The sequence below is a fragment of the Pseudomonas sp. KH_050 genome, from assembly GCF_057838875.1.
In genome coordinates, this window is the sequence record NZ_CM174478.1 from 6498638 (window position 1) to 6517543 (window position 18906).

Annotated in this window: 19 protein-coding genes; 9 read left to right on the plus strand and 10 right to left on the minus strand. The window is 59.1% G+C overall.

What is annotated here, in order from left to right; genetic code table 11:
* Window positions 1-75 precede the first annotated feature (75 nt).
* Window positions 76-1470, plus strand: a complete 1395-nt coding sequence (locus AC3IUA_RS29965) for an aminoacyl-tRNA deacylase and HDOD domain-containing protein (protein WP_489358381.1) — start codon at window positions 76-78, stop codon at window positions 1468-1470.
* 102 nt (window positions 1471-1572) lie between these two features.
* Here AC3IUA_RS29965 and AC3IUA_RS29970 read toward each other — a convergent pair whose 3' ends face one another.
* Window positions 1573-1953 carry a helicase gene (locus tag AC3IUA_RS29970; RefSeq protein WP_489358382.1) on the minus strand — a complete coding sequence of 127 codons (381 nt, stop codon included), beginning with the start codon at window positions 1951-1953 and terminating at the stop codon, window positions 1573-1575.
* Between the two features lie 392 nt (window positions 1954-2345).
* On the opposite strand from AC3IUA_RS29970, the gene AC3IUA_RS29975 reads away from it, so the two are divergent.
* A complete protein-coding gene (locus AC3IUA_RS29975) occupies window positions 2346-3131 on the plus strand; it encodes a sulfite exporter TauE/SafE family protein (protein ID WP_489358383.1) in 786 nt (261 codons plus the stop codon).
* Between the two features lie 48 nt (window positions 3132-3179).
* Here the strand turns inward: AC3IUA_RS29975 and AC3IUA_RS29980 are convergent, their stop codons facing one another.
* The gene (locus tag AC3IUA_RS29980) at window positions 3180-3665 is read right to left on the minus strand and encodes an adenosine-specific kinase (protein WP_489358384.1); all 486 of its coding nucleotides are present in this window, start codon (window positions 3663-3665) and stop codon (window positions 3180-3182) included.
* Window positions 3666-3803: 138 nt separating this feature from the next.
* A complete protein-coding gene (locus AC3IUA_RS29985) occupies window positions 3804-4085 on the minus strand; it encodes a DUF3303 domain-containing protein (protein WP_489358385.1) in 282 nt (93 codons plus the stop codon).
* Between the two features lie 403 nt (window positions 4086-4488).
* On the opposite strand from AC3IUA_RS29985, the gene AC3IUA_RS29990 reads away from it, so the two are divergent.
* Both AC3IUA_RS29990 and ggt read left to right on the plus strand, forming a co-directional pair.
* On the plus strand, window positions 4489-5655 hold the full coding sequence (locus AC3IUA_RS29990) for a hypothetical protein (RefSeq protein ID WP_489358386.1): 1167 nt from the start codon (window positions 4489-4491) through the stop codon (window positions 5653-5655).
* 122 nt (window positions 5656-5777) lie between these two features.
* On the plus strand, window positions 5778-7505 hold the full coding sequence (gene ggt / locus AC3IUA_RS29995) for a gamma-glutamyltransferase (protein WP_489358388.1): 1728 nt from the start codon (window positions 5778-5780) through the stop codon (window positions 7503-7505).
* A 555-nt stretch (window positions 7506-8060) separates the two neighbouring features.
* Here the strand turns inward: ggt and AC3IUA_RS30000 are convergent.
* The 3 genes from AC3IUA_RS30000 to AC3IUA_RS30010 form a co-directional block, all read right to left on the minus strand.
* A complete protein-coding gene (locus tag AC3IUA_RS30000) occupies window positions 8061-8336 on the minus strand; it encodes an HU family DNA-binding protein (RefSeq protein ID WP_003195589.1) in 276 nt (91 codons plus the stop codon).
* Window positions 8337-8524: 188 nt separating this feature from the next.
* A complete protein-coding gene (locus AC3IUA_RS30005; RefSeq protein WP_489358389.1) occupies window positions 8525-9673 on the minus strand; it encodes an NAD(P)/FAD-dependent oxidoreductase in 1149 nt (382 codons plus the stop codon).
* A 38-nt stretch (window positions 9674-9711) separates the two neighbouring features.
* A complete protein-coding gene (locus tag AC3IUA_RS30010) occupies window positions 9712-9879 on the minus strand; it encodes a rubredoxin (RefSeq protein ID WP_489358390.1) in 168 nt (55 codons plus the stop codon).
* Window positions 9880-10095: 216 nt separating this feature from the next.
* Between AC3IUA_RS30010 and AC3IUA_RS30015 the strand changes: the two genes are divergently transcribed.
* On the plus strand, window positions 10096-10659 hold the full coding sequence (locus AC3IUA_RS30015) for a chorismate--pyruvate lyase family protein (RefSeq protein ID WP_489358391.1): 564 nt from the start codon (window positions 10096-10098) through the stop codon (window positions 10657-10659).
* Window positions 10659-11549, plus strand: a complete 891-nt coding sequence (gene ubiA / locus AC3IUA_RS30020) for a 4-hydroxybenzoate octaprenyltransferase (protein ID WP_489358392.1) — start codon at window positions 10659-10661, stop codon at window positions 11547-11549. Before AC3IUA_RS30015 ends, ubiA begins: the two co-directional genes overlap by 1 nt.
* A gap of 130 nt (window positions 11550-11679) precedes the next feature.
* On the opposite strand, the gene AC3IUA_RS30025 is transcribed toward ubiA, so the two are convergent.
* Entirely contained in the window at window positions 11680-12066 is a 387-nt protein-coding gene (locus AC3IUA_RS30025) for a COG4315 family predicted lipoprotein (RefSeq protein ID WP_489358393.1), read from the minus strand.
* A gap of 151 nt (window positions 12067-12217) precedes the next feature.
* Between AC3IUA_RS30025 and phoB the strand changes: the two genes are divergently transcribed.
* The 3 genes from phoB (at window position 12218) to AC3IUA_RS30040 (ending at window position 15741) form a co-directional block, all read left to right on the plus strand.
* Complete coding sequence (gene phoB / locus AC3IUA_RS30030; protein WP_489362523.1) at window positions 12218-12907, plus strand: phosphate regulon transcriptional regulator PhoB; 690 nt, start codon at window positions 12218-12220, stop codon at window positions 12905-12907.
* Window positions 12908-12989: 82 nt separating this feature from the next.
* Complete coding sequence (gene phoR, locus AC3IUA_RS30035) at window positions 12990-14276, plus strand: phosphate regulon sensor histidine kinase PhoR (RefSeq protein ID WP_489362525.1); 1287 nt, start codon at window positions 12990-12992, stop codon at window positions 14274-14276.
* Window positions 14277-14400: 124 nt separating this feature from the next.
* Window positions 14401-15741, plus strand: a complete 1341-nt coding sequence (locus AC3IUA_RS30040) for a hemolysin family protein (RefSeq protein WP_489358395.1) — start codon at window positions 14401-14403, stop codon at window positions 15739-15741.
* Between the two features lie 162 nt (window positions 15742-15903).
* Here AC3IUA_RS30040 and AC3IUA_RS30045 read toward each other — a convergent pair whose 3' ends face one another.
* From AC3IUA_RS30045 to phoU, 3 genes are all read right to left on the minus strand, one after another.
* Entirely contained in the window at window positions 15904-16800 is an 897-nt protein-coding gene (locus AC3IUA_RS30045; RefSeq protein WP_489358396.1) for a peptidoglycan DD-metalloendopeptidase family protein, read from the minus strand.
* A 176-nt stretch (window positions 16801-16976) separates the two neighbouring features.
* Entirely contained in the window at window positions 16977-17873 is an 897-nt protein-coding gene (locus tag AC3IUA_RS30050) for a response regulator (protein ID WP_489358397.1), read from the minus strand.
* A gap of 165 nt (window positions 17874-18038) precedes the next feature.
* A complete protein-coding gene (gene phoU, locus AC3IUA_RS30055; protein WP_489358398.1) occupies window positions 18039-18800 on the minus strand; it encodes a phosphate signaling complex protein PhoU in 762 nt (253 codons plus the stop codon).
* Window positions 18801-18906: the final 106 nt, after the last annotated feature.

Sequence of the window (18906 nt, forward strand, 5' to 3'; positions counted from 1 at the left end):
GCGTTTCAGTTTTTGAACCAATGGCGTAACCAAGCTGGTTATACTCTTGAAATTGTTCGAAAACGGATACAGGCCATGACTGCCCTCGCTCCAGCAACCCCGCACACTCCGTCTGTTATCCGGCTGCTGCTCGGCAAGCTGGCCATCAGCTACACCGAAGTGCTCGACCATCCCGGCCTTCCCGTCGCGCGCAAGGTTCAGGCGGTTCTGCTGGACGACGCCGTCGGCACCATGATGGTGCTGTTTCCACAAAGCCAATTGCTCGATCTCAACCGTCTCGCCGAGCTGACCGGCCGACGTTTGACAGCGGTGCCGCAGGATCGCCTGGAGCGCATGCTCGGCAAACATAACCTGAGCCTGCTGCCGGGCTTGCCGAGTCTCGCCAGTTCACCGTGCCTGTATGAAGAAAGCCTGCTGCGTGAACCGAGCCTGCTGATCAACTCCGGCGAGCCAGAGTTGCTGCTGGAAGTTTCCCGGCAAGACTTCAAAAACATGCTGAACAAGGCCAGCGCCGCGAACTTCGGCGAAGCCTTGCACAGCATCCGCCCGAACCTCGATCGCCCCCACGATGACCGCGAGGAAATCACCCAGGCGGTGCAGGCCTTTACCGCCAGAAGGATTCAGCAGCGCCTCGAAGAGACCATCGAGATCCCACCGCTGGCCGAAACTGCGCAAAAAATCATCAAACTGCGAGTCGACCCCAACGCCACCATCGACGACATTACCGGTGTGGTGGAAACCGATCCGGCCCTGGCCGCGCAAGTGGTGAGCTGGGCGGCGTCACCGTACTACGCCTCGCCGGGCAAGATTCGCTCAGTGGAAGATGCAATCGTTCGCGTGCTCGGTTTCGATCTGGTGATCAACCTGGCGCTGGGCCTGGCGCTGGGTAAAACCCTGAGTCTGCCCAAGGACCGTCCGCAACACACCACGCCCTACTGGCAGCAGTCGATCTACACGGCCGCAGTCATTGAAGGCCTGACCCGCGCCATGCCCCGGGCCCAGCGTCCGGAAGCCGGCCTGACCTACCTGGCAGGCCTGCTGCACAACTTCGGCTATCTGCTGCTGGCCCACGTCTTTCCGCCGCACTTCTCGCTGATCTGCCGCCACCTGGAAGTCAATCCGCACCTGTGCCACAGCTATGTCGAACAACACCTGCTGGGCATCACCCGTGAACAGATCGGTGCCTGGCTGATGCGCTACTGGGACATGCCGGAAGAACTGTCCGCCGCCCTGCGCTTCCAGCACGACCCGGGCTACGACGGCGACTACGCCGCCTATCCGAACCTGGTGTGCCTGGCCGTACGCCTGCTGCGCAGTCGCGGCATCGGCTCCGGCCCCGAGGAAGAAATCCCCGACGCTCTGCTCGAACGCCTGGGCATGAGCCGCGACAAAGCCGAAGACGTGGTCGGCAAAGTGCTCGAAGCCGAGGTGATGCTGCGCGAACTGGCTTCGCAGTTCAGCCAGCACTGATGCGGCGCCGGTAATACCACTATCGCGAGCAAGCCCGCTCCCACCGTGCAGAACCTGTGGGAGCGGGGCTTGCCCGCGAAGAAATCGATACAGTCTAAACCCTCAAACCTTCGGCTTTTTCTTCGGCTTCAAGTACTTGGTCAACCCCTGGAACCAGATCACCAGCGCCGGGTTGCCCTTGATCTGGATCGACTTGTCCTGAATCCCGGTCATGAATGCCAGTTGCTTGTTCTTCGCCTGCATCGTCGCAAAACCGTATGCAGCGTCTTTAAAGGCAATGGCAAACGCCGGCGTTGGGTAAACACCCGAACTGCTGGTAATTCGCTGGTTTTTGACGAAGAAGTGACGAGCAACCTTGCCGTCCAGGGTCTGCAACTGGAATACCAGTTCTTTATCAGCCAACTGTTGCTGAAACGCCGGGTTGTTACGACTGGCTTTGCCCATTAGCAAGCCCAGCATCCAGAGAAGAAAACGAAATTTCATGCACACGGCCTCAGTGGAGTTTTTGGATGACCCTGGGAGTTTAACGATTTAAAAGTTGAACGCCACCGTTTGAAGGAGATCGACCGTCTTTTACTGCTTATAGCAACAAATTACTACAAACCGGAACGCTTGGAGATTCGGGCAAGGCACCGGCGCCCAAGCGAAACAATGGCTGGATCACTGTGTCGGTGTAGCGCGTACCGGTCACCCGGGTGTCGATGTCCCTTTTCGCATAATTGCCAAGCCCATCGAATACGGGTGCGGGCCTTGCCAGAGCATCGAGCACAAAAGGTTATAAAGTCAGACCACATCGATATAAGTGGTTATAAAAAAAATCGTTATGCTGCCGGCCTCGTGTTTGTGTGGTCACGCTTGATTTGCAGGTCTTGATAATGGATTTCGGTAATTTGGGTTTTGTCGTTGCAGGCTTGATTGTCGGGTTTATTGTCGGCATGACCGGCATAGGGGGTGGTTCTTTAATGACGCCCATTCTTTTATGGTTTGGCATTAATCCAGCCACTGCCGTCGGCACAGACTTGCTGTATGCAGCAATCACCAAATCTGGCGGTGTTTTGGTTCATAAAAAGAACGACAACATTGACTGGAAAATTACTGGCTGGCTAACACTGGGCAGTGTGCCGGCGGTTCTGCTTACATTGTGGTTTTTGAAAAATCTGGACACTGACCCCCAAGCGATGAATTCAGTTATCAAACAGGCATTAGGCTTTGTTTTGTTGCTGACCGCACTGGCCATTTTTTTCAAGAAGCAATTGCTGGCATTTGCCCACAAGCATGCGGGCGACCACTATAAGCTCAGTGACTCGAGCCTGAACATGCTGACGGTAGTCACTGGCGCGATACTCGGCACAATGGTGGCACTCACCTCCATCGGTGCCGGCGCATTGGGTACTGTGGCGCTTTTTGTCTTGTACCCTTTTCTTGCGACCAAGCGTTTAGTCGGGACAGAAATCGCCCACGCAGTGCCCCTGACATTAGTCGCCGGTTTGGGCCATGCGAGCATGGGCAATATGGATTGGCATTTATTAGGCTACTTACTGATAGGATCACTGCCAGGAATTTACGTTGGCAGTCATTTATCCGGCCGCGTTTCTGACGAAATATTGCGTCCTTGCCTGGCCGTAATGCTGATTTTCATTGGTTCCAGGTTGGCGTTTTGATCCAGCTGTAATACCACTACGAACATCGCCCAGGCGCCTGCTCTTCATTCATAACTTGTAGCCGATCTGTCGCAGGAAATTCTTGCGCCACACAATGTCTTCATCACCTTCAATCTCAGTCGCACACAAGCCATCCACCACGCCAAGCACAGCCCGCCCCTGCGCGGTCTCAGACAGAATCACTTCAGTGGGGTTGGCTGTTGCACAAAAGATCCGGCAGACCTCTGGAACCATCTTGATGGTGTTGAGCAGGTTCAACGGATAAAAACCGTCCCCGAGAAAAATAATGAAGCTATGCCCGGCGGCAATGGCTTTCGCATTCTTCTGGGCCAGTTCGATCATGGCCATATCGGTGCCGGACCAGCGCACCAGACATTTGCCAGAGGCTTCGCAGAAGGCCACGCCAAACTTGATGCCCGGCACGGCACCGACCAACGCTTCGTGGATGTCCTCGACGGATTTGATGAAGTGCGTCTGACCGAAAATGAAGTTCGTCTCTTGCGGCTTATCGATTCTCACAGTGAAAAGTTGCATCTCATTCTCCTTTCCCGAAGTTGCCTGATGGTGCAGAGGCCAAGTGACGTTTTCCGGGTCTGGCGCCTTGAAAAAGAGGCAGAGTTATTCCGCGAAAATAAGCCTGCCCCTTTTTCCTCAGCGCTATTGGGGTGCCGACTATTGCTTGCCGACCGCGGCCGCCAGTAGCGGTCCTAGCTGTTCATCGGTCATCGCCGGGTGAATCTCCATACTCATGAGGTCACTCCAGTCGAGCACCCATTTCTGGATCAGTGCCACATCACTGGCCTCTGCGACACCAAAGCCGCTTATGCGTCCTACCGCATGCCAGCGTCCCAGCATCTTCACACCTGCGGGTGGGGCTCCACCGGTCTTGAGAAAACGCTCGATCGCGCTGTTACGCCGCTCGGGACTGATTGACCAACTGACAATGAATAACATCTGCCACCTCCAAAGAGGAATGGGCACCTGCTGTTCTTTTCGCGCACCTGGCTGGCGCCGCGGCCACGGCCACGCGTCTGTTCCGGTCCGCCTGCTGGCCGGCCGCAAACGACTTCACCCAAGGGAAGGAATAGCAGCCTCCTGCCCCTCGCGTATGACCACTGATCACGTTTTCGCCACCTATACTCAAGACAATATCGTCGGATTCGCCGGACGTTCCGTTCGGATAGGAGCGGGAAAAGCTGCAACAGCACCACACGCCGCTCCTGGGGAGGAAGCGAGCAGCCCATTGAGATTCGCGGGGCCAACAAACCGGTATGAGCAGTGTGAAGCGCTTGGTTGGAACCTATCCGATGCCGGGTGGGCGAGCACTGTCGAATCTTTTTTAGGGGGGACTGCGATCGTGAGTCTGCGCTCCCTGATCGTTACCCTGCTCGTCGCCTTGACGGTGGCGTTGAGTGGTTGTGCCACGAAAGAGCGCCCCCCCGAGCCGAAGCCGCAGGTGCTGATCTCGGAAAACACCTGGCGGCGGGTCGATCAGGACCTGGTCGCCGCCTCCAAAGACGCGACAGACCAAGCCAGGATCTACACACGCGGCTCCATGGACCATTGGCGGCTGCGCGTCTACCAGCGCACCGAGGAAGACTTCATTCCGTGGTTCAGCAACTACTGGACCCAGGAATGGCTGTCCATGAAGGTGACCTGGTACACCATAAGCGCTGGAAAAGATGAAAAAGACCGTTCGACAAAACGATTGGCGGCCTATCTGCAGGAGCAATACCACGATCGAGTGCTCGCCCCCGTCGCCGTGGAGATCGATCCCGATGCGATCATGGGGCAGGCGGCGGAGTTCTACGTTCAACTCCTGAGCACCCAACTTCAGGCTATAGCCCGGCGCTATGGTGTCCCCGCGGAACAACTCAATCGCCGGCTCAAGGACATTCCAGCGATCACCCTCGCGCCGCCACCCGCCAACAACGCTTCGCTCTACCAAGTGCTCCACACTGAGCCCATCGCCACGCTGCCAGCCTATGCGGCCCTGACCGATCAGATCCATACTGTCGCGGCCAAAACCGGCGCCAACACATCGGATGCAGCCATATCGACAGTGGCGAAACGCACCAGCGAAAAATTCGAGGCCCAATTCGCCAGCCGAGGGATCGCCAGCGCCGCCGCCGCGGCGGCCGGTCGGGTGGCTGGCATGATGATCTCCATGGGCGCGGCAGGGTTTCGCGCCATGGCCCACGAGAGCGACCGGCCGGAAATGGAAGCGCAGGTTCGGCAAAACCTCGGCACAGCCTTTGACCAGGCGTGGCTCAAGCTGGTCAAGAGTCCCACCACCGGGGTCATGGCACCGGTCCTTTACCTGGCCGGGCAAATCGAAGGCAGCCTCACCAAAGCCATTGAAATGCCGGTCAGGTTCGGACCGGTGCCGCGAGAAGTTCCCTTGCCGGGCCAGGAGTCCGTGCAGGACGAAAGAACTGACGAACCAGTTCCTGTCGACGATGGGAACGCACCTGAACAACCCGACATGGGCGCTGACAGCATGGATCACGCCGCAGGTGAATGATGAGTGAGCAGCCTGGCGGCGGTGTTTTAACGGATCGGGCAAGCGAAAACTGTCCTACAGTCTAGTGGCAGTCGGCCATCTGACACGACTCTCCCCCGACCTTAAAACAAGAGACTCGACCCATGACCTTCGAACCCCTTGCCAAATCGCTTCTTGCGACGGTATTCGTCCTTGGTTTCACCTGCGCGCAGGCGGCTTCGCAAGCTCCGGCGGCTGCCGAAAACGGCATGGTAGTCACGGCACAGCATATTGCCACCCGCATCGGTGTCGATATCCTCAAGGACGGCGGCAACGCCATCGATGCCGCGGTGGCAGTCGGCTATGCGCTGGCCGTGGTCTACCCCGCAGCAGGCAACATTGGCGGCGGCGGTTTCATGACGATCCAGTTGGCCGATGGCCGCAAGACCTTCCTCGACTTCCGTGAAAAGGCGCCCCTGGCCGCCACCGCGAACATGTACCTCGACAAGGATGGCAATGTCGTTCCGGAGTTGAGCTCCAGAGGGCAGCTGGCAGTCGGCGTCCCGGGGACCGTGTCCGGCATGGAGCTGGCGCTGGAGAAGTACGGCACGATGAGGCGCGGCCACGTCATCGCGCCAGCCATCAGGTACGCCGAGGACGGCTTCGTGCTGGATCAGGGCGACGTCGACCTGCTCGGACCCGCGACCGAGGTGTTCAAGAAAGACATGAACGACTCGGGCTCGATCTTTTTGAGCAACGGCGAGCCGCTCCAGGTCGGCCAGAAACTGGTGCAAAAGGACCTGGCCAAGACACTGCGGGAAATTTCCAGCAAAGGTGCTGACGGTTTCTACAAGGGCTGGGTCGCCGAGGCCATCGTCGCCTCAAGTCAGGCCGGCAAGGGCATCATCACTCAGGCCGATCTCGACAAGTACAAGACCCGCGAGCTTACGCCGATCGAGTGCGACTACCGTGGCTACCACATCATTTCTGCTCCGCCGCCGAGTTCGGGAGGGGTGATTATTTGCGAAATCATGAACATCCTCGAAGGCTATCCGATGCCAAGCCTGGGTTATCACTCGGCTCAGGGGCTGCACTATCAGATCGAAGCCATGCGCCACGCCTATGTCGACCGCAATAGCTACCTGGGCGACCCGGACTTCGTCAAAAACCCGGTGGAGCATCTGCTGAACAAGGATTACGCGGCCAAGCTGCGCGCAGCCATCGACCCGCAAAAGGCCGGCGTTTCCCAAGAAATCAAACCCGGGGTCGCGCCTCACGAGGGCAGCAACACCACCCACTACTCGATCGTCGACAAATGGGGCAATGCGGTGTCGGTGACCTACACCCTCAACGATTGGTTTGGTGCCGGGGTCATGGCCAGCAAGACCGGCATCATCCTCAACGACGAAATGGACGACTTCACCGCCAAGGTCGGTGCGCCCAACATGTACGGGCTGGTGCAAGGGGAAGCAAACGCCATCGCCCCGGGCAAAGCCCCGCTGTCGTCAATGAGCCCGACCATCGTCACCAAGGACGGCAAAACCGTGATGGTCCTGGGCACGCCAGGCGGCAGCCGGATTATCACCGCGACCTTGCTGACCATGCTCAACGTCATCGATTACGGCATGAACATCCAGGAAGCGGTCGATGCACCGCGATTCCACCAACAGTGGATGCCGGAAGAGACCAACCTCGAAACCTTCGCCGTCAGCCCCGACACCCAGAAAATCCTCGAGAGCTGGGGCCAGAAATTCACCGGCCCACAGGACGCCAACCACCTCGCGGCAATTCTGGTCGGAGCACCGTCGCTCGGCGGCAAACCAGTGGGTAAAAACCGCTACTACGGCGCGAACGATCCGCGGCGTGGGTCGGGGTTGTCGCTGGGGTATTGAGTGAGGTGAGGGCCTGTTTCAGGGCTTCGTTGAGCGGCGCAGGTTCATCCTGACGCGTTGAAACTGCGCCGTGCAATAGCGAAAAAAAGGCGGCGAAACAGGCCCTTTTCTTCTTGTATCGAGTCTTAGAAAGGTCGTGCTGCAATAACCGCACGTGCCTGCTGCTCAGCCATCAGCCCTCTTACTGAAAAACCCGCATCGCTGCGGGCGTCTTATTCCAGATCTTCAGGCCTCCCCCATCAACCAGGCACTAGGCGGCGCTGTTCCCTGTGGCGAGGGGGCTTGCCCCCGTTGGGTCGCGCAGCGGCCCTAATTCGGTCACTGCGCTGTATCTGGAAGAACGCACCTTCAGGTTTTACGACTGCTTCGCAGCCGAGCGGGGGCAAGCCCCTCGCCACAAATGCATCATTCCCACAGGTATTGCGGATACGGGGAAATGTGCAAAGCCAGAAACTCATTCAGTAAAACCCACGCCCACAAAAAATGGGCACCCAACCTGGTTGGCGTGCCCATCTTAAATACCGCTCTCCCCACTATCCGGGGAGTCCGCATCCGTTACGGATTGACGCTATCTTTAAGCGATTTGCCCGGTTTGAAGGCAACGGTGTTGCTTGCCTTGATTTTCACAGGCTCACCGGTCTGCGGGTTTTTGCCGGTACGGGCGCCACGATGGCGTTGCAGGAAGGTGCCGAAGCCCACCAGGGTGACACTGTCTTTACGGTGCAGAGCGCCGGTGATTTCTTCGAGAACGGCGTTGAGAACGCGATTGGCCTGTTCTTTAGTGAGATCAGCTTTTTCAGCAATGGCAGCTGCGAGATCTGGTTTACGCATAGTGAAGCCTCTTTGACGGTTTTTTGTTGTTATGTCCGTGCTGTTCTTCCGGAACAGCGCCCAAGGCGCCGCAGGCTCTACTCTGCGGCAGACGGGAGTGAGGATGGCACGCCGACAGCAGTGACGCCAGTCTCCCCGCGACCTTTGTAGGGCCAAAAGCGTGGTGTATCCGACAGAACGACCAGCATTTATGCCAGCAGTGCTGGAAGCTCCCTGTTTAGAGCGAGTTTTTCCATAACGGCGCTGCCGGTAAGGGCATAACCCAGCAGTTTGCCGTTGGCGTCACGGCACAGCGCCTTGATATCGCCGCCCTCGCCTTCGACCGTCCAGAGACCCTCCGAACCCCGTGGTGGCGGGGAGACAACCAGTGGGCAGACCGGCGTTTTCACGGTGATCGGCATGGGGCCATAGTTGACGATCGTCGGCTTGCCGGCCAGGGTCTGGGCCAACGCCCGGGCGCAGCTCATCAATGGCATGACGTACAGCAGGTTCAGCCCGTCGACTTCGGCGCAGTCGCCCAGGGCATAGATATTGGCGTGGGAGGTCTGCAGATGACGATCGACCACCACCCCGCGATTGACCACCAAACCGGCCGCTGCCGCCAGGTCGATGCGCGGGCGCAGGCCGATGGCTGAAACCACCACATCGCAAGGGATGACCTGACCGTTGGAAAGGTGAGCCTCAAGCCCGTCTGCGGTGTGCTGCAAACTATTGAGCACCGGCCCGAGGTGGAAACGTGCGCCGAGGCTTTCCAGCCCGGCCTGGACAGCCGCGGCGGCAGCCGGATGCAGCAAGGTCGGCATCACCTGCTCGCACGGCGCCACCAGTTGCACTTCATAGCCGCCGAGGATCAGGTCATTGGCGAATTCACAGCCAATCAGCCCGGCGCCAAGCAGCAGCACCCGGTGCTTATCGGCGGCCGCTGCGCGAAAGCGCGCGTAGTCTTCAAGATCGTTGATCGGGAAGATTGCCTCGGGCGCATCGCCTTGCACCGGCACCCGCACGGTTTCCGCGCCCCAGGCCAGGATCAAGTCACGATAAGTCACCGCCTCTTCGCCGATCCACAGGCGCTTGTGGCCCGGATCGATGCCGCTGATGCGGGTATGAGTGCGGATCTCGGCCTTGAGTTGCTCGGCCATGGCCCCGGGTTCGGCCATGCTCAGGCCGTCGGCGTCCTTGTTTTTGCCGAAGCCGGTGGACAGCATCGGCTTGGAGTAGGAGCGACCATCATCTGCGGTAATCAGCAGCAGCGGAGTTTCGCCATCAAGTTTGCGAAACTCCCGGGCCAGGTTGTAGCCAGCCAGGCCGGTGCCGACGATCACGACAGGTGTGTTCATGCCTTTGTCCTTTTTTAAAGTGATTCGAAAAGCTGCAATTAACCGATTTCGATCATTTCGAAATCCATTTTGCCCACGCCGCAGTCCGGGCACAGCCAGTCTTCGGGAACATCTTGCCACAGGGTACCGGGCGCGATGCCCTCGTCTGGCCAGCCGTCAGCCTCGTTGTAAATCAGGCCGCAGACCACACATTGCCACTTCTTCATTACGTGTTTCCTCAGGTTCTCAGGCTATCGCTGGCGCGGACGGTCGATGGGGTCATCACAGAGACACTTTGGTTGCCGTCCGGCTCAGGGGCGTTTTGTACTGATCGGGATCGCCAGATGCAAGCTCGTTCGATACCTGGACCGCAGCCGATCAGGCTAAATCGCCTGTCGACATGGTAAGCTCGCCGCCTCATTTGCTGCCAATAATGACTCACTGTGCCGCACTCAATACCCCTCCCCCCTGCTCCCGTCTGGTTGCCGCAAAGCCGGTTGACGCCCCTCCCCGACGCGAAAACCCTCGACTGGCTGTTCGATGAAGGCTCACTGACCCGCCGCCTGACTCGGCTGTCGAATGACGGCTTCAGTGTTACTCCGCTGTTCGAAGGCTGGCAAACCTTGCGTGACGACGAATGCGCTGCGCTGGATCTGCCCGCCAAGAGCGAGGGCTGGGTCCGTGAAGTGTATTTGCGCGGTCATGGCCAGGCCTGGGTGTATGCCCGCAGTGTGGCGGCGCGCAGCGCCTTGCAGGATGGCGGATTAAACATGGATGAACTCGGCAGCCGCTCGCTGGGCGAGCTGTTGTTCTGCGACCAGGCGTTTCAACGCCGCGCCATCGAGGTCTGTCACTACCCGCTGCAATGGTTACCCGTCGAATCCCGGGCCCCCGGGCTTTGGGGGCGGCGCTCACGTTTTGACCGAGGGGCCTTGAGCGTGCTGGTGGCCGAGATATTCCTCCCGACCCTTTGGCTCGCCGCGAGCGCACATTCGGAGAACCGTTGATGTACCTGAGCCTGCTCAAATCGCTGAATCGCCTGAACCCACGGGCCTGGGACTTCATTCAGCTGACCCGGATGGACAAGCCGATCGGCATTTACCTGCTGCTGTGGCCGACTCTCTGGGCGCTATGGATTGCCGGCAAGGGTTCGCCATCACTGAGTAACATTGTGATTTTCGTTCTCGGTGTGGTGCTGACCCGTGCCGGTGGTTGCGTAATCAACGATTGGGCCGACCGCAAGGTCGACGGCCACGTCAAACGCACCGCGCAGCGTCCGCTGGTCAGCGGCAAGATCAGCTCCAAAGAGGCGCTGGTGTTCTTTGCCGTGCTGATGAGCCTGAGCTTTTTGCTGGTGCTGTGCACCAACTCGACGACCATCTGGCTGTCGTTCGGCGGGCTGGCGCTGGCGTCCTGCTACCCCTTCATGAAGCGTTACACCTACTACCCGCAAGTGGTGCTGGGCGCGGCGTTCTCCTGGGGCATGCCGATGGCGTTCACCGCCGAGACCGGTGACCTGCCGGCTGCCGCGTGGCTGCTGTATATCGCCAACCTGCTGTGGACCGTGGGTTACGACACCTATTACGCCATGACCGATCGCGACGATGACCTGAAGATCGGCGTGAAGTCCACGGCGATCCTGTTTGGCGATGCGGATCGGGTGATCATCCTCACCCTGCAGGGGCTGGCCCTGGGTTGCCTGTTGCTGGCGGGGGCGCGCTTCGAGCTGGGCGGCTGGTTCCACCTTGGGCTTGTGGCGGCCGCGGCGTGTTTTGTCTGGGAATACTGGTACACCCGCGGGAAAGATCCGCAGCGCTGCTTCAAGGCGTTTTTGCACAACCATTGGGCAGGGTTGGCGATCTTTGTCGGGATCGTGCTGGATTACGCGGTGCGCTAACCGCGCCGGACAACAACCCTGTGGGAGCGGCGGTGCGACGATCCGACTTGCCCGCGAAGCGAACACCGCGGTTACAGGCATTACGCATTCTTCGCAGGCAAGTCACGCGCCCACAGACGGCTTGAGTCGGCTATTTCTGCGACTCGCGCATCACGTGCCAGACGCTCTTCATGCCGTCGCCCTTCATCTCTCCCGGTTTTTCGTCCTTCACGAAGGTGTACAACGGCTTGCCGTCGTAAGCCCATTGCATCATGCCGTCATCACGCTTGATGGTGGTCCACTTGCCTTCGGCTTTGGCGCCCGCCGGGGCCATCAATGGTGGCCAGTTCTTGGCACAGTCATCGTTACACATCGACTTGCCAGCACTGTCTTTGTCGAACGTGTATACCGCCATGCCTTTATGGTCGACCCCTATGCCGTCTTTCATCGTTACTGGCTCTGCGGCAAACGTCAGCCCCGGCAGGGCCAGTGCGGCAGTGACCAATAGCGCTTTCCAGGAAATAGTGCTGTGAGACATGGAAACCTTCCTTTTGTGGTTGTCAGGATTCGGACTTAGAGCTTAGTTCAGGAACACGCGGATCGCCGGGGCGCTAAAATACTGTCACACGACTGCAATAATTCCGTTATCTAATGCGGCGCAAGACAGTTAAATGACAAGAGGACTGAGCATGGTTGGCAGGAGCATTCTGATAGTCGACGACGAAGCGCCCATCCGCGAGATGATCGCCGTTGCGTTGGAAATGGCCGGCTACGACTGCATGGAGGCGGAAAACTCCCAGCAGGCCCATGCCATCATCGTCGACCGCAAGCCCGACCTGATTCTGCTCGACTGGATGCTACCCGGCACCTCGGGCATCGAATTGGCCCGACGCCTCAAGCGCGATGAGCTGACCGGGGATATCCCGATCATCATGCTCACCGCCAAGGGCGAAGAGGACAACAAGATCCAGGGCCTGGAAGTCGGCGCCGATGACTACATCACCAAACCCTTCTCTCCGCGCGAACTGGTCGCCCGCCTCAAGGCCGTACTGCGCCGCGCCGGCCCGACCGAAGGCGAATCGCCGATCGAAGTCGGCGGCCTGCTGCTCGACCCGATCAGCCACCGCGTGACCATCGACGGCAAACCGGCCGAGATGGGGCCCACCGAATACCGCCTGCTGCAGTTTTTCATGACTCACCAGGAACGCGCCTATACCCGCGGGCAACTGCTCGACCAGGTCTGGGGCGGCAACGTGTACGTCGAGGAGCGCACCGTTGACGTGCATATTCGTCGGCTGCGCAAAGCCCTCGGAGAGGCTTATGAGAATCTGGTACAAACCGTGCGCGGCACCGGCTATCGCTTTTCCACCAAAGCCTGAGCTGCTTTTCACCCCGCCAGACAAGCTGACAAGGACGCGTGTTTAAGTGAACCAAAACTGGCATGGCACCCTGATTCGCCACATGCTGCTCCTGGTCACCGGCTGTTTGCTGGTCGGCTTGATCAGCGGCTACTACGGCTGGAGCCTGGCCATTGGCCTGGCGATTTATCTGGCCTGGACTCTCAAGCAGTTGCTGCGCCTGCACGAATGGCTACGCCTGCATAAACCCGACGAAGCACCACCCGATGGCTATGGCCTGTGGGGTGAAGTGTTCGACAGCATTTACCACTTGCAACGCCGCGACCAGCGGGTACGCGGGCGGCTGCAAGCGGTCATCGACCGGGTCCAGGAGTCCACTGCCGCGTTGAAAGACGCAGTGATCATGCTCGACACCGACGGCAACCTGGAATGGTGGAACCGCGCCGCGGAAACCCTGCTCGGCCTGAAAACCCCGCAAGACAGCGGCCAACCGGTGACCAACCTGGTGCGTCACCCACGCTTCAAGGAATATTTCGAACAGGACAGCTACGCCGAACCACTGGAAATCCCTTCGCCGATCAACGATCGGCTGCGCATCCAGTTGTACATCACCCGCTACGGCAACAATGAACACTTGATGCTGGTGCGCGATGTCACGCGCATTCATCAGCTCGAACAGATGCGCAAAGACTTCATCGCCAACGTCTCCCATGAGCTGCGCACGCCGCTGACGGTGATCTGCGGTTACCTGGAAACCCTGCTCGACAACGCCGAAGAAGTGAACCCGCGCTGGGTCCGCGCCTTGCAGCAAATGCAGCAGCAAGGCGGACGGATGCAGACCCTGCTCAATGACTTGTTGCTGCTGGCCAAGCTGGAAGCCACCGATTACCCGTCGGACAACCAGCCAGTGGCGATCGACAGCCTGCTGCAATCGATCAAGAATGATGCTCAGGCATTGTCCGGGCAACGCAATCAACGGATCACGCTGGAAGCCGACCCGTCGATTCTGCTCAAGGGCAGCGAGGCCGAATTGCGCAGTGCGTTCTCTAATCTGGTGTTCAACGCCGTGAAGTACACCCCGGCCGAAGGCAACATCCATATTCGCTGGTGGGGTGATGAGCAAGGCGCGCACCTCAGCGTGCAGGATTCCGGCATCGGCATCGACAGTAAACACTTGCCACGTCTGACCGAGCGCTTCTACCGCGTCGACTCCAGCCGCAACTCCAATACCGGCGGGACCGGCCTGGGCCTGGCCATCGTCAAACACGTGCTGCTGCGCCACCGCGCACGGATGGAGATCAGCAGCGTGCTGGGTCATGGCAGTACCTTCACCTGCCATTTCGTACCCGCCCAGGTAACGAAATCCAGGGCCAGTAGCCTGACCGACTAGCCACACAGACCACTACCCACTAGGCAATCGCCCTGTCAGCCGCTACATTGGCTGACTTGGGCCTGCCTTTGAGGCACAGTAATCCTCCTTCCTTTCGAATATACGGAACCCGCAAAACTCCACCATGGACCCTTCCCCTAGTTTCACCCTCGCGACACTCTTCGCCGATTTCGGCATGATCCTTTTTGCACTGGTCCTGGTTTTGCTCAACGGCTTTTTCGTTGCGGCCGAATTCGCGATGGTCAAACTGCGCTCGACCCGGGTCGAGGCCATCGCTGATACCAATGGCTGGCGCGGGCAGATCCTGCGCACCGTACACAGCAAGCTCGACGCCTATCTGTCCGCCTGTCAGCTGGGTATTACCCTCGCTTCCCTGGGCCTGGGCTGGGTCGGTGAGCCCGCGTTCGCGCACCTGCTGGCGCCGCTGCTCAGCGCAGTCGGAGTGGATTCCGACGAAGTCGTCAAAGGCGTGTCGTTCTTTACCGCCTTCTTCATCATTTCCTACCTGCACATTGTGGTGGGTGAACTGGCGCCGAAATCCTGGGCGATTCGCAAGCCCGAGCTGCTGTCGCTGTGGACCGCGGTGCCGCTGTACCTGTTCTATTGGGCGATGTACCCGGCCATTTACCTGCTCAACGCCAGCGCCAACACCATCCTGCGGATCGCCGGCCAAGGCGAACCCGGCCCCCATCACGATCATCATTACAGCCGTGAAGAACTGAAACTGATCCTGCACTCCAGCCGCGGCCAGGACCCGAGTGACCAAGGTATGCGTGTACTGGCCTCGGCCGTGGAAATGGGTGAGCTGGAAGTGGTCGACTGGGCCAACTCCCGCGAAGACCTGGTGACCATCGAGTTCAATGCACCGCTCAAGGAAATCCTTGCACAGTTCCGCCGTCACAAATTCAGCCGCTATCCGGTCTACGACACCGAGCGCAATGAGTTCGTCGGCCTGCTGCACATCAAGGATCTGCTGCTGGAACTGGCGGCGCTGGACCATATCCCCGAGTCGTTCAACCTCGCCGAACTGACCCGGCCGCTGGAGCGCGTATCCCGGCACATGCCGCTGTCGCAATTGCTCGAGCAGTTCCGCAAGGGCGGTTCACACTTCGCCCTGGTGGAAGAAGCCGACGGCAACATCATCGGCTACCTGACCATGGAAGACGTGCTGGAAGTACTGGTCGGCGACATTCAGGACGAACACCGCAAGGCCGAACGCGGCATCCTCGCCTACCAGCCGGGCAAACTGCTGGTACGCGGCGACACACCGCTGTTCAAGGTCGAGCGCCTGCTGGGCATCGACCTGGACCACATTGAAGCCGAAACCCTCGCCGGGCTGATCTATGAAACCCTGAAACGGGTGCCGGAAGAAGAGGAAGTGCTGGAAGTCGAAGGCCTGCGGATCATCATCAAAAAAATGAAAGGCCCGAAAATCGTGCTGGCCAAGGTGTTGATGCTGGATTAAGCAAAAGGCGGGCGACCGGTATGTGCATCCGAAAGATCGCAGCCTCGCTTCTAAAAGATCGCAGCCTCGCTCTGCTCGACAGCTCCTACGGGGGGGATCGCGTTCACCTTGATCACGGGTGCGTAGGAGCTGCCGCAGGCTGCGATTTTTTGCTTTTCAGCATCACTGCTTGCCCAATGCAAAATTCGGCAGGTTGCCCACTGGCTGATTGAACTGGTACGGAATCGACACCAACCCCAACCCGGTATTGCGCTGCACCACGAAGTGCAGATGCGGGCCGCTGCTGTTGCCGGTGTTGCCCGACAGCGCCAGCGGACTGCCCACTGCCACCCGTTGCCCTTCCCGAACACTCACCGAACCTCGCTTGAGGTGCAGATAGACGCCCATGGTGCCGTCGTCGTGCAGAACCCGAACGAAATTGCCGGACGGGTCGGTACCGCGCCCGGTCTGGGCATTCTCGGTCTTCACCACCACCCCGCCACGGGCAGCGATGATCGGTGTGCCTACCGGCATGGCGATGTCCATGGCGTAACGATTCTTGACCCCGAAATGGCTGTACTTGCCATTCGCGCCTTGCGTCAGGCGAAACGGCCCACCTTGCCAGGGTAACGGATAACGATAGGCCCGGGCAGCTCCTGAAGGGTCTCCCAGCGAATAACGGAAGCTTGGGGTATAGGCCAGCGGTTTGCCGGCTCGCGTTGCCGTGAGCAGCGCCAGACGCAAGTTGCTGCGCGCCGGCAAAACCCGGCGGATCGGCCGACTCGGCGCGCCGCTGACATTCTTCAGCCCGGCGAAACTCAGCTCGATCTCCACCGGGGCATATAAATCGTTGCGCACAAAGACGCTATCCGCACCCTTGTGCTTCTTGATATCGAGACGTACCTGACGATCCAGTTGCTCGACCATTCGATCGCGAAACACGAACACCTTCGAGGCGCCGTTGGGGCGGTCACTGTAGGAGACCGCACCATTGATATCGATGGTTTTGTAGATCGTCGCAGCCACGGTCGCAGTGGCGACCATGAAAAGGCCACAGAAAAGCAGTAATCGCGCAAGCATAGGCAAGAATCTGTCGTGTAAGGCGTGGAAGGCAGACTAGCAGCTGAAATGGACCCTCGTAGTCGCGAGATGTTTCAAAAAGCGGGAAGTGATAGGCCAGATTCAAAGAGGGCAAGATCAAAAGATCGCAGCCTGCGTAGGAGCTGCCGCAGGCTGCGATCTTTTAAAAGCGACGCTTATGCACCTGGGACAAAATGCTTCTGCGCCGTCCCACGCGCAATCAACCGGGAGATGTAGTCGAGTTTCTGCGTGTCCTGATCGACGAAGCGGAAGGTCAGTTGCAGCCAGTCACTGTCCGGCTTCGGCTCATAGGCCACGACCGCGTGCAGGTAACCATTAAGGCGTGCGATTTCGGCGTTGTCGCCCTGCTCCAGGTCGAGCACGGCGCTGTCGAGTACCTGTGGCAGGATTTCAGTGCGACGGACCACCAACAACGCCTCCTTGAGGCTCAGGGCTTTGATCGCGCATTGTTGAATGCCATTGGGCAGGCGCAATTGACCTTGGCCACGGCCACCCGTCGACGAGGCCGCAGTCTTGATCGGCGGGCTGTTGAGCAGGCCGTGGGAAGGTGCGGCAGGCGCCGCGACGGGCTTGACCACTTCGGCCTTGCCGCCGGTCAGGGCGTTGAGGGAATCATTGCCGAACGCCGGGTTCATTTTGGTCGGGGCGCTGGCGAGCAAAGTCTCGAGTTTACCGACCTTGTGCAGGGCCTGTTTGACCTTGGTCAGCAACTGCTCGTTGGTGAAGGGCTTGCTGACGTAGCCGGAAACCCCGGCCTGAATCGCCTGAACCACATTTTCCTTGTCGCCACGGCTGGTGACCATGACAAACGGCATGCTCTTGAGGTGATCTTGTTCGCGGCACCAGGTCAAGAGTTCGAGGCCGGACAATTCCGGCATTTCCCAGTCGCACAGGACCAGGTCGAAGGCTTCACGCACGAGCAAGGTCTGAGCCTTCTTGCCGTTGACCGCCTCTTCAATCTTGATACCCGGAAAGTAGTTGCGCAGGCACTTCTTCATCAGGTCGCGAATGAACGAAGCGTCATCTACCACCAACACACTGACCTTACTCATCGACCACCCCTTCAAAAATCCCGGCAAGCATAATGCTTGGCTGATGGCAATTTGCCAAAACTCTTCAATCACTCCGGGACTTTTTTCGTTCGCGGGTGCTATGAATTCGAAAACCACAAACAAAAACGCCCGGCCACAAGGCCAGGCGTTTTTCTCGGGGCAATCTTACTTATCGTCAGCTTTACCCGGAACATTAGCGCTTTCGGCGCTGGTGCCTTCAACTTCTTCTTTCATGCGCTTGAGGCCAAGGTGCCGCACGTCGGTGCCGCGCACCAGGTAAATCACCAGTTCCGAAATGTTGCGGGCGTGATCGCCGATCCGTTCCAGCGAACGCAGGACCCAGATGATGCTCAAGACCCGCGAGATAGAGCGCGGGTCTTCCATCATGTAGGTGGCCAGCTCACGCAGTGCGGTCTTGTACTCGCGGTCGATGATCTTGTCGTACTGCGCCACCGACAGCGCCAGGTCGGCGTCGAAGCGGGCAAACGCGTCCAGTGCGTCGCGGACCATGTTGCGCACCTGGTCACCAATGTGCCGGACCTCGACGTAGCCGCGTGGGGCTTCGCCTTCTTCGCACAACTGGATGGCACGACGGGCAATTTTGGTCGCTTCGTCGCCGATGCGCTCCAGGTCGATCACCGACTTGGAGATGCTGATGATCAAGCGCAAATCGGACGCGGCAGGCTGACGACGGGCCAGAATACGCAGGCACTCCTCGTCGATGTTGCGCTCCATCTGATTGATCTGGTCGTCGATCTCACGCACTTGCTGGGCCAGACCCGAGTCGGCTTCGATCAGCGCGGTCACCGAGTCGTTGACCTGTTTCTCTACCAGACCGCCCATGGCCAAAAGGTGGCTGCGCACCTCCTCGAGCTCGGCATTGAACTGCTGGGAGATGTGGTGGGTTAAGCCTTCCTTCGAAATCATGATTTGCTCCGCAAAAGCTGTGAGCTGCAAGCTACAAGCTGCAAGCTATCTGTGTCATTACGCTGAACCGCTCCTGTTTGCCGCGTGAAGCGTGCGACTTGCAGCT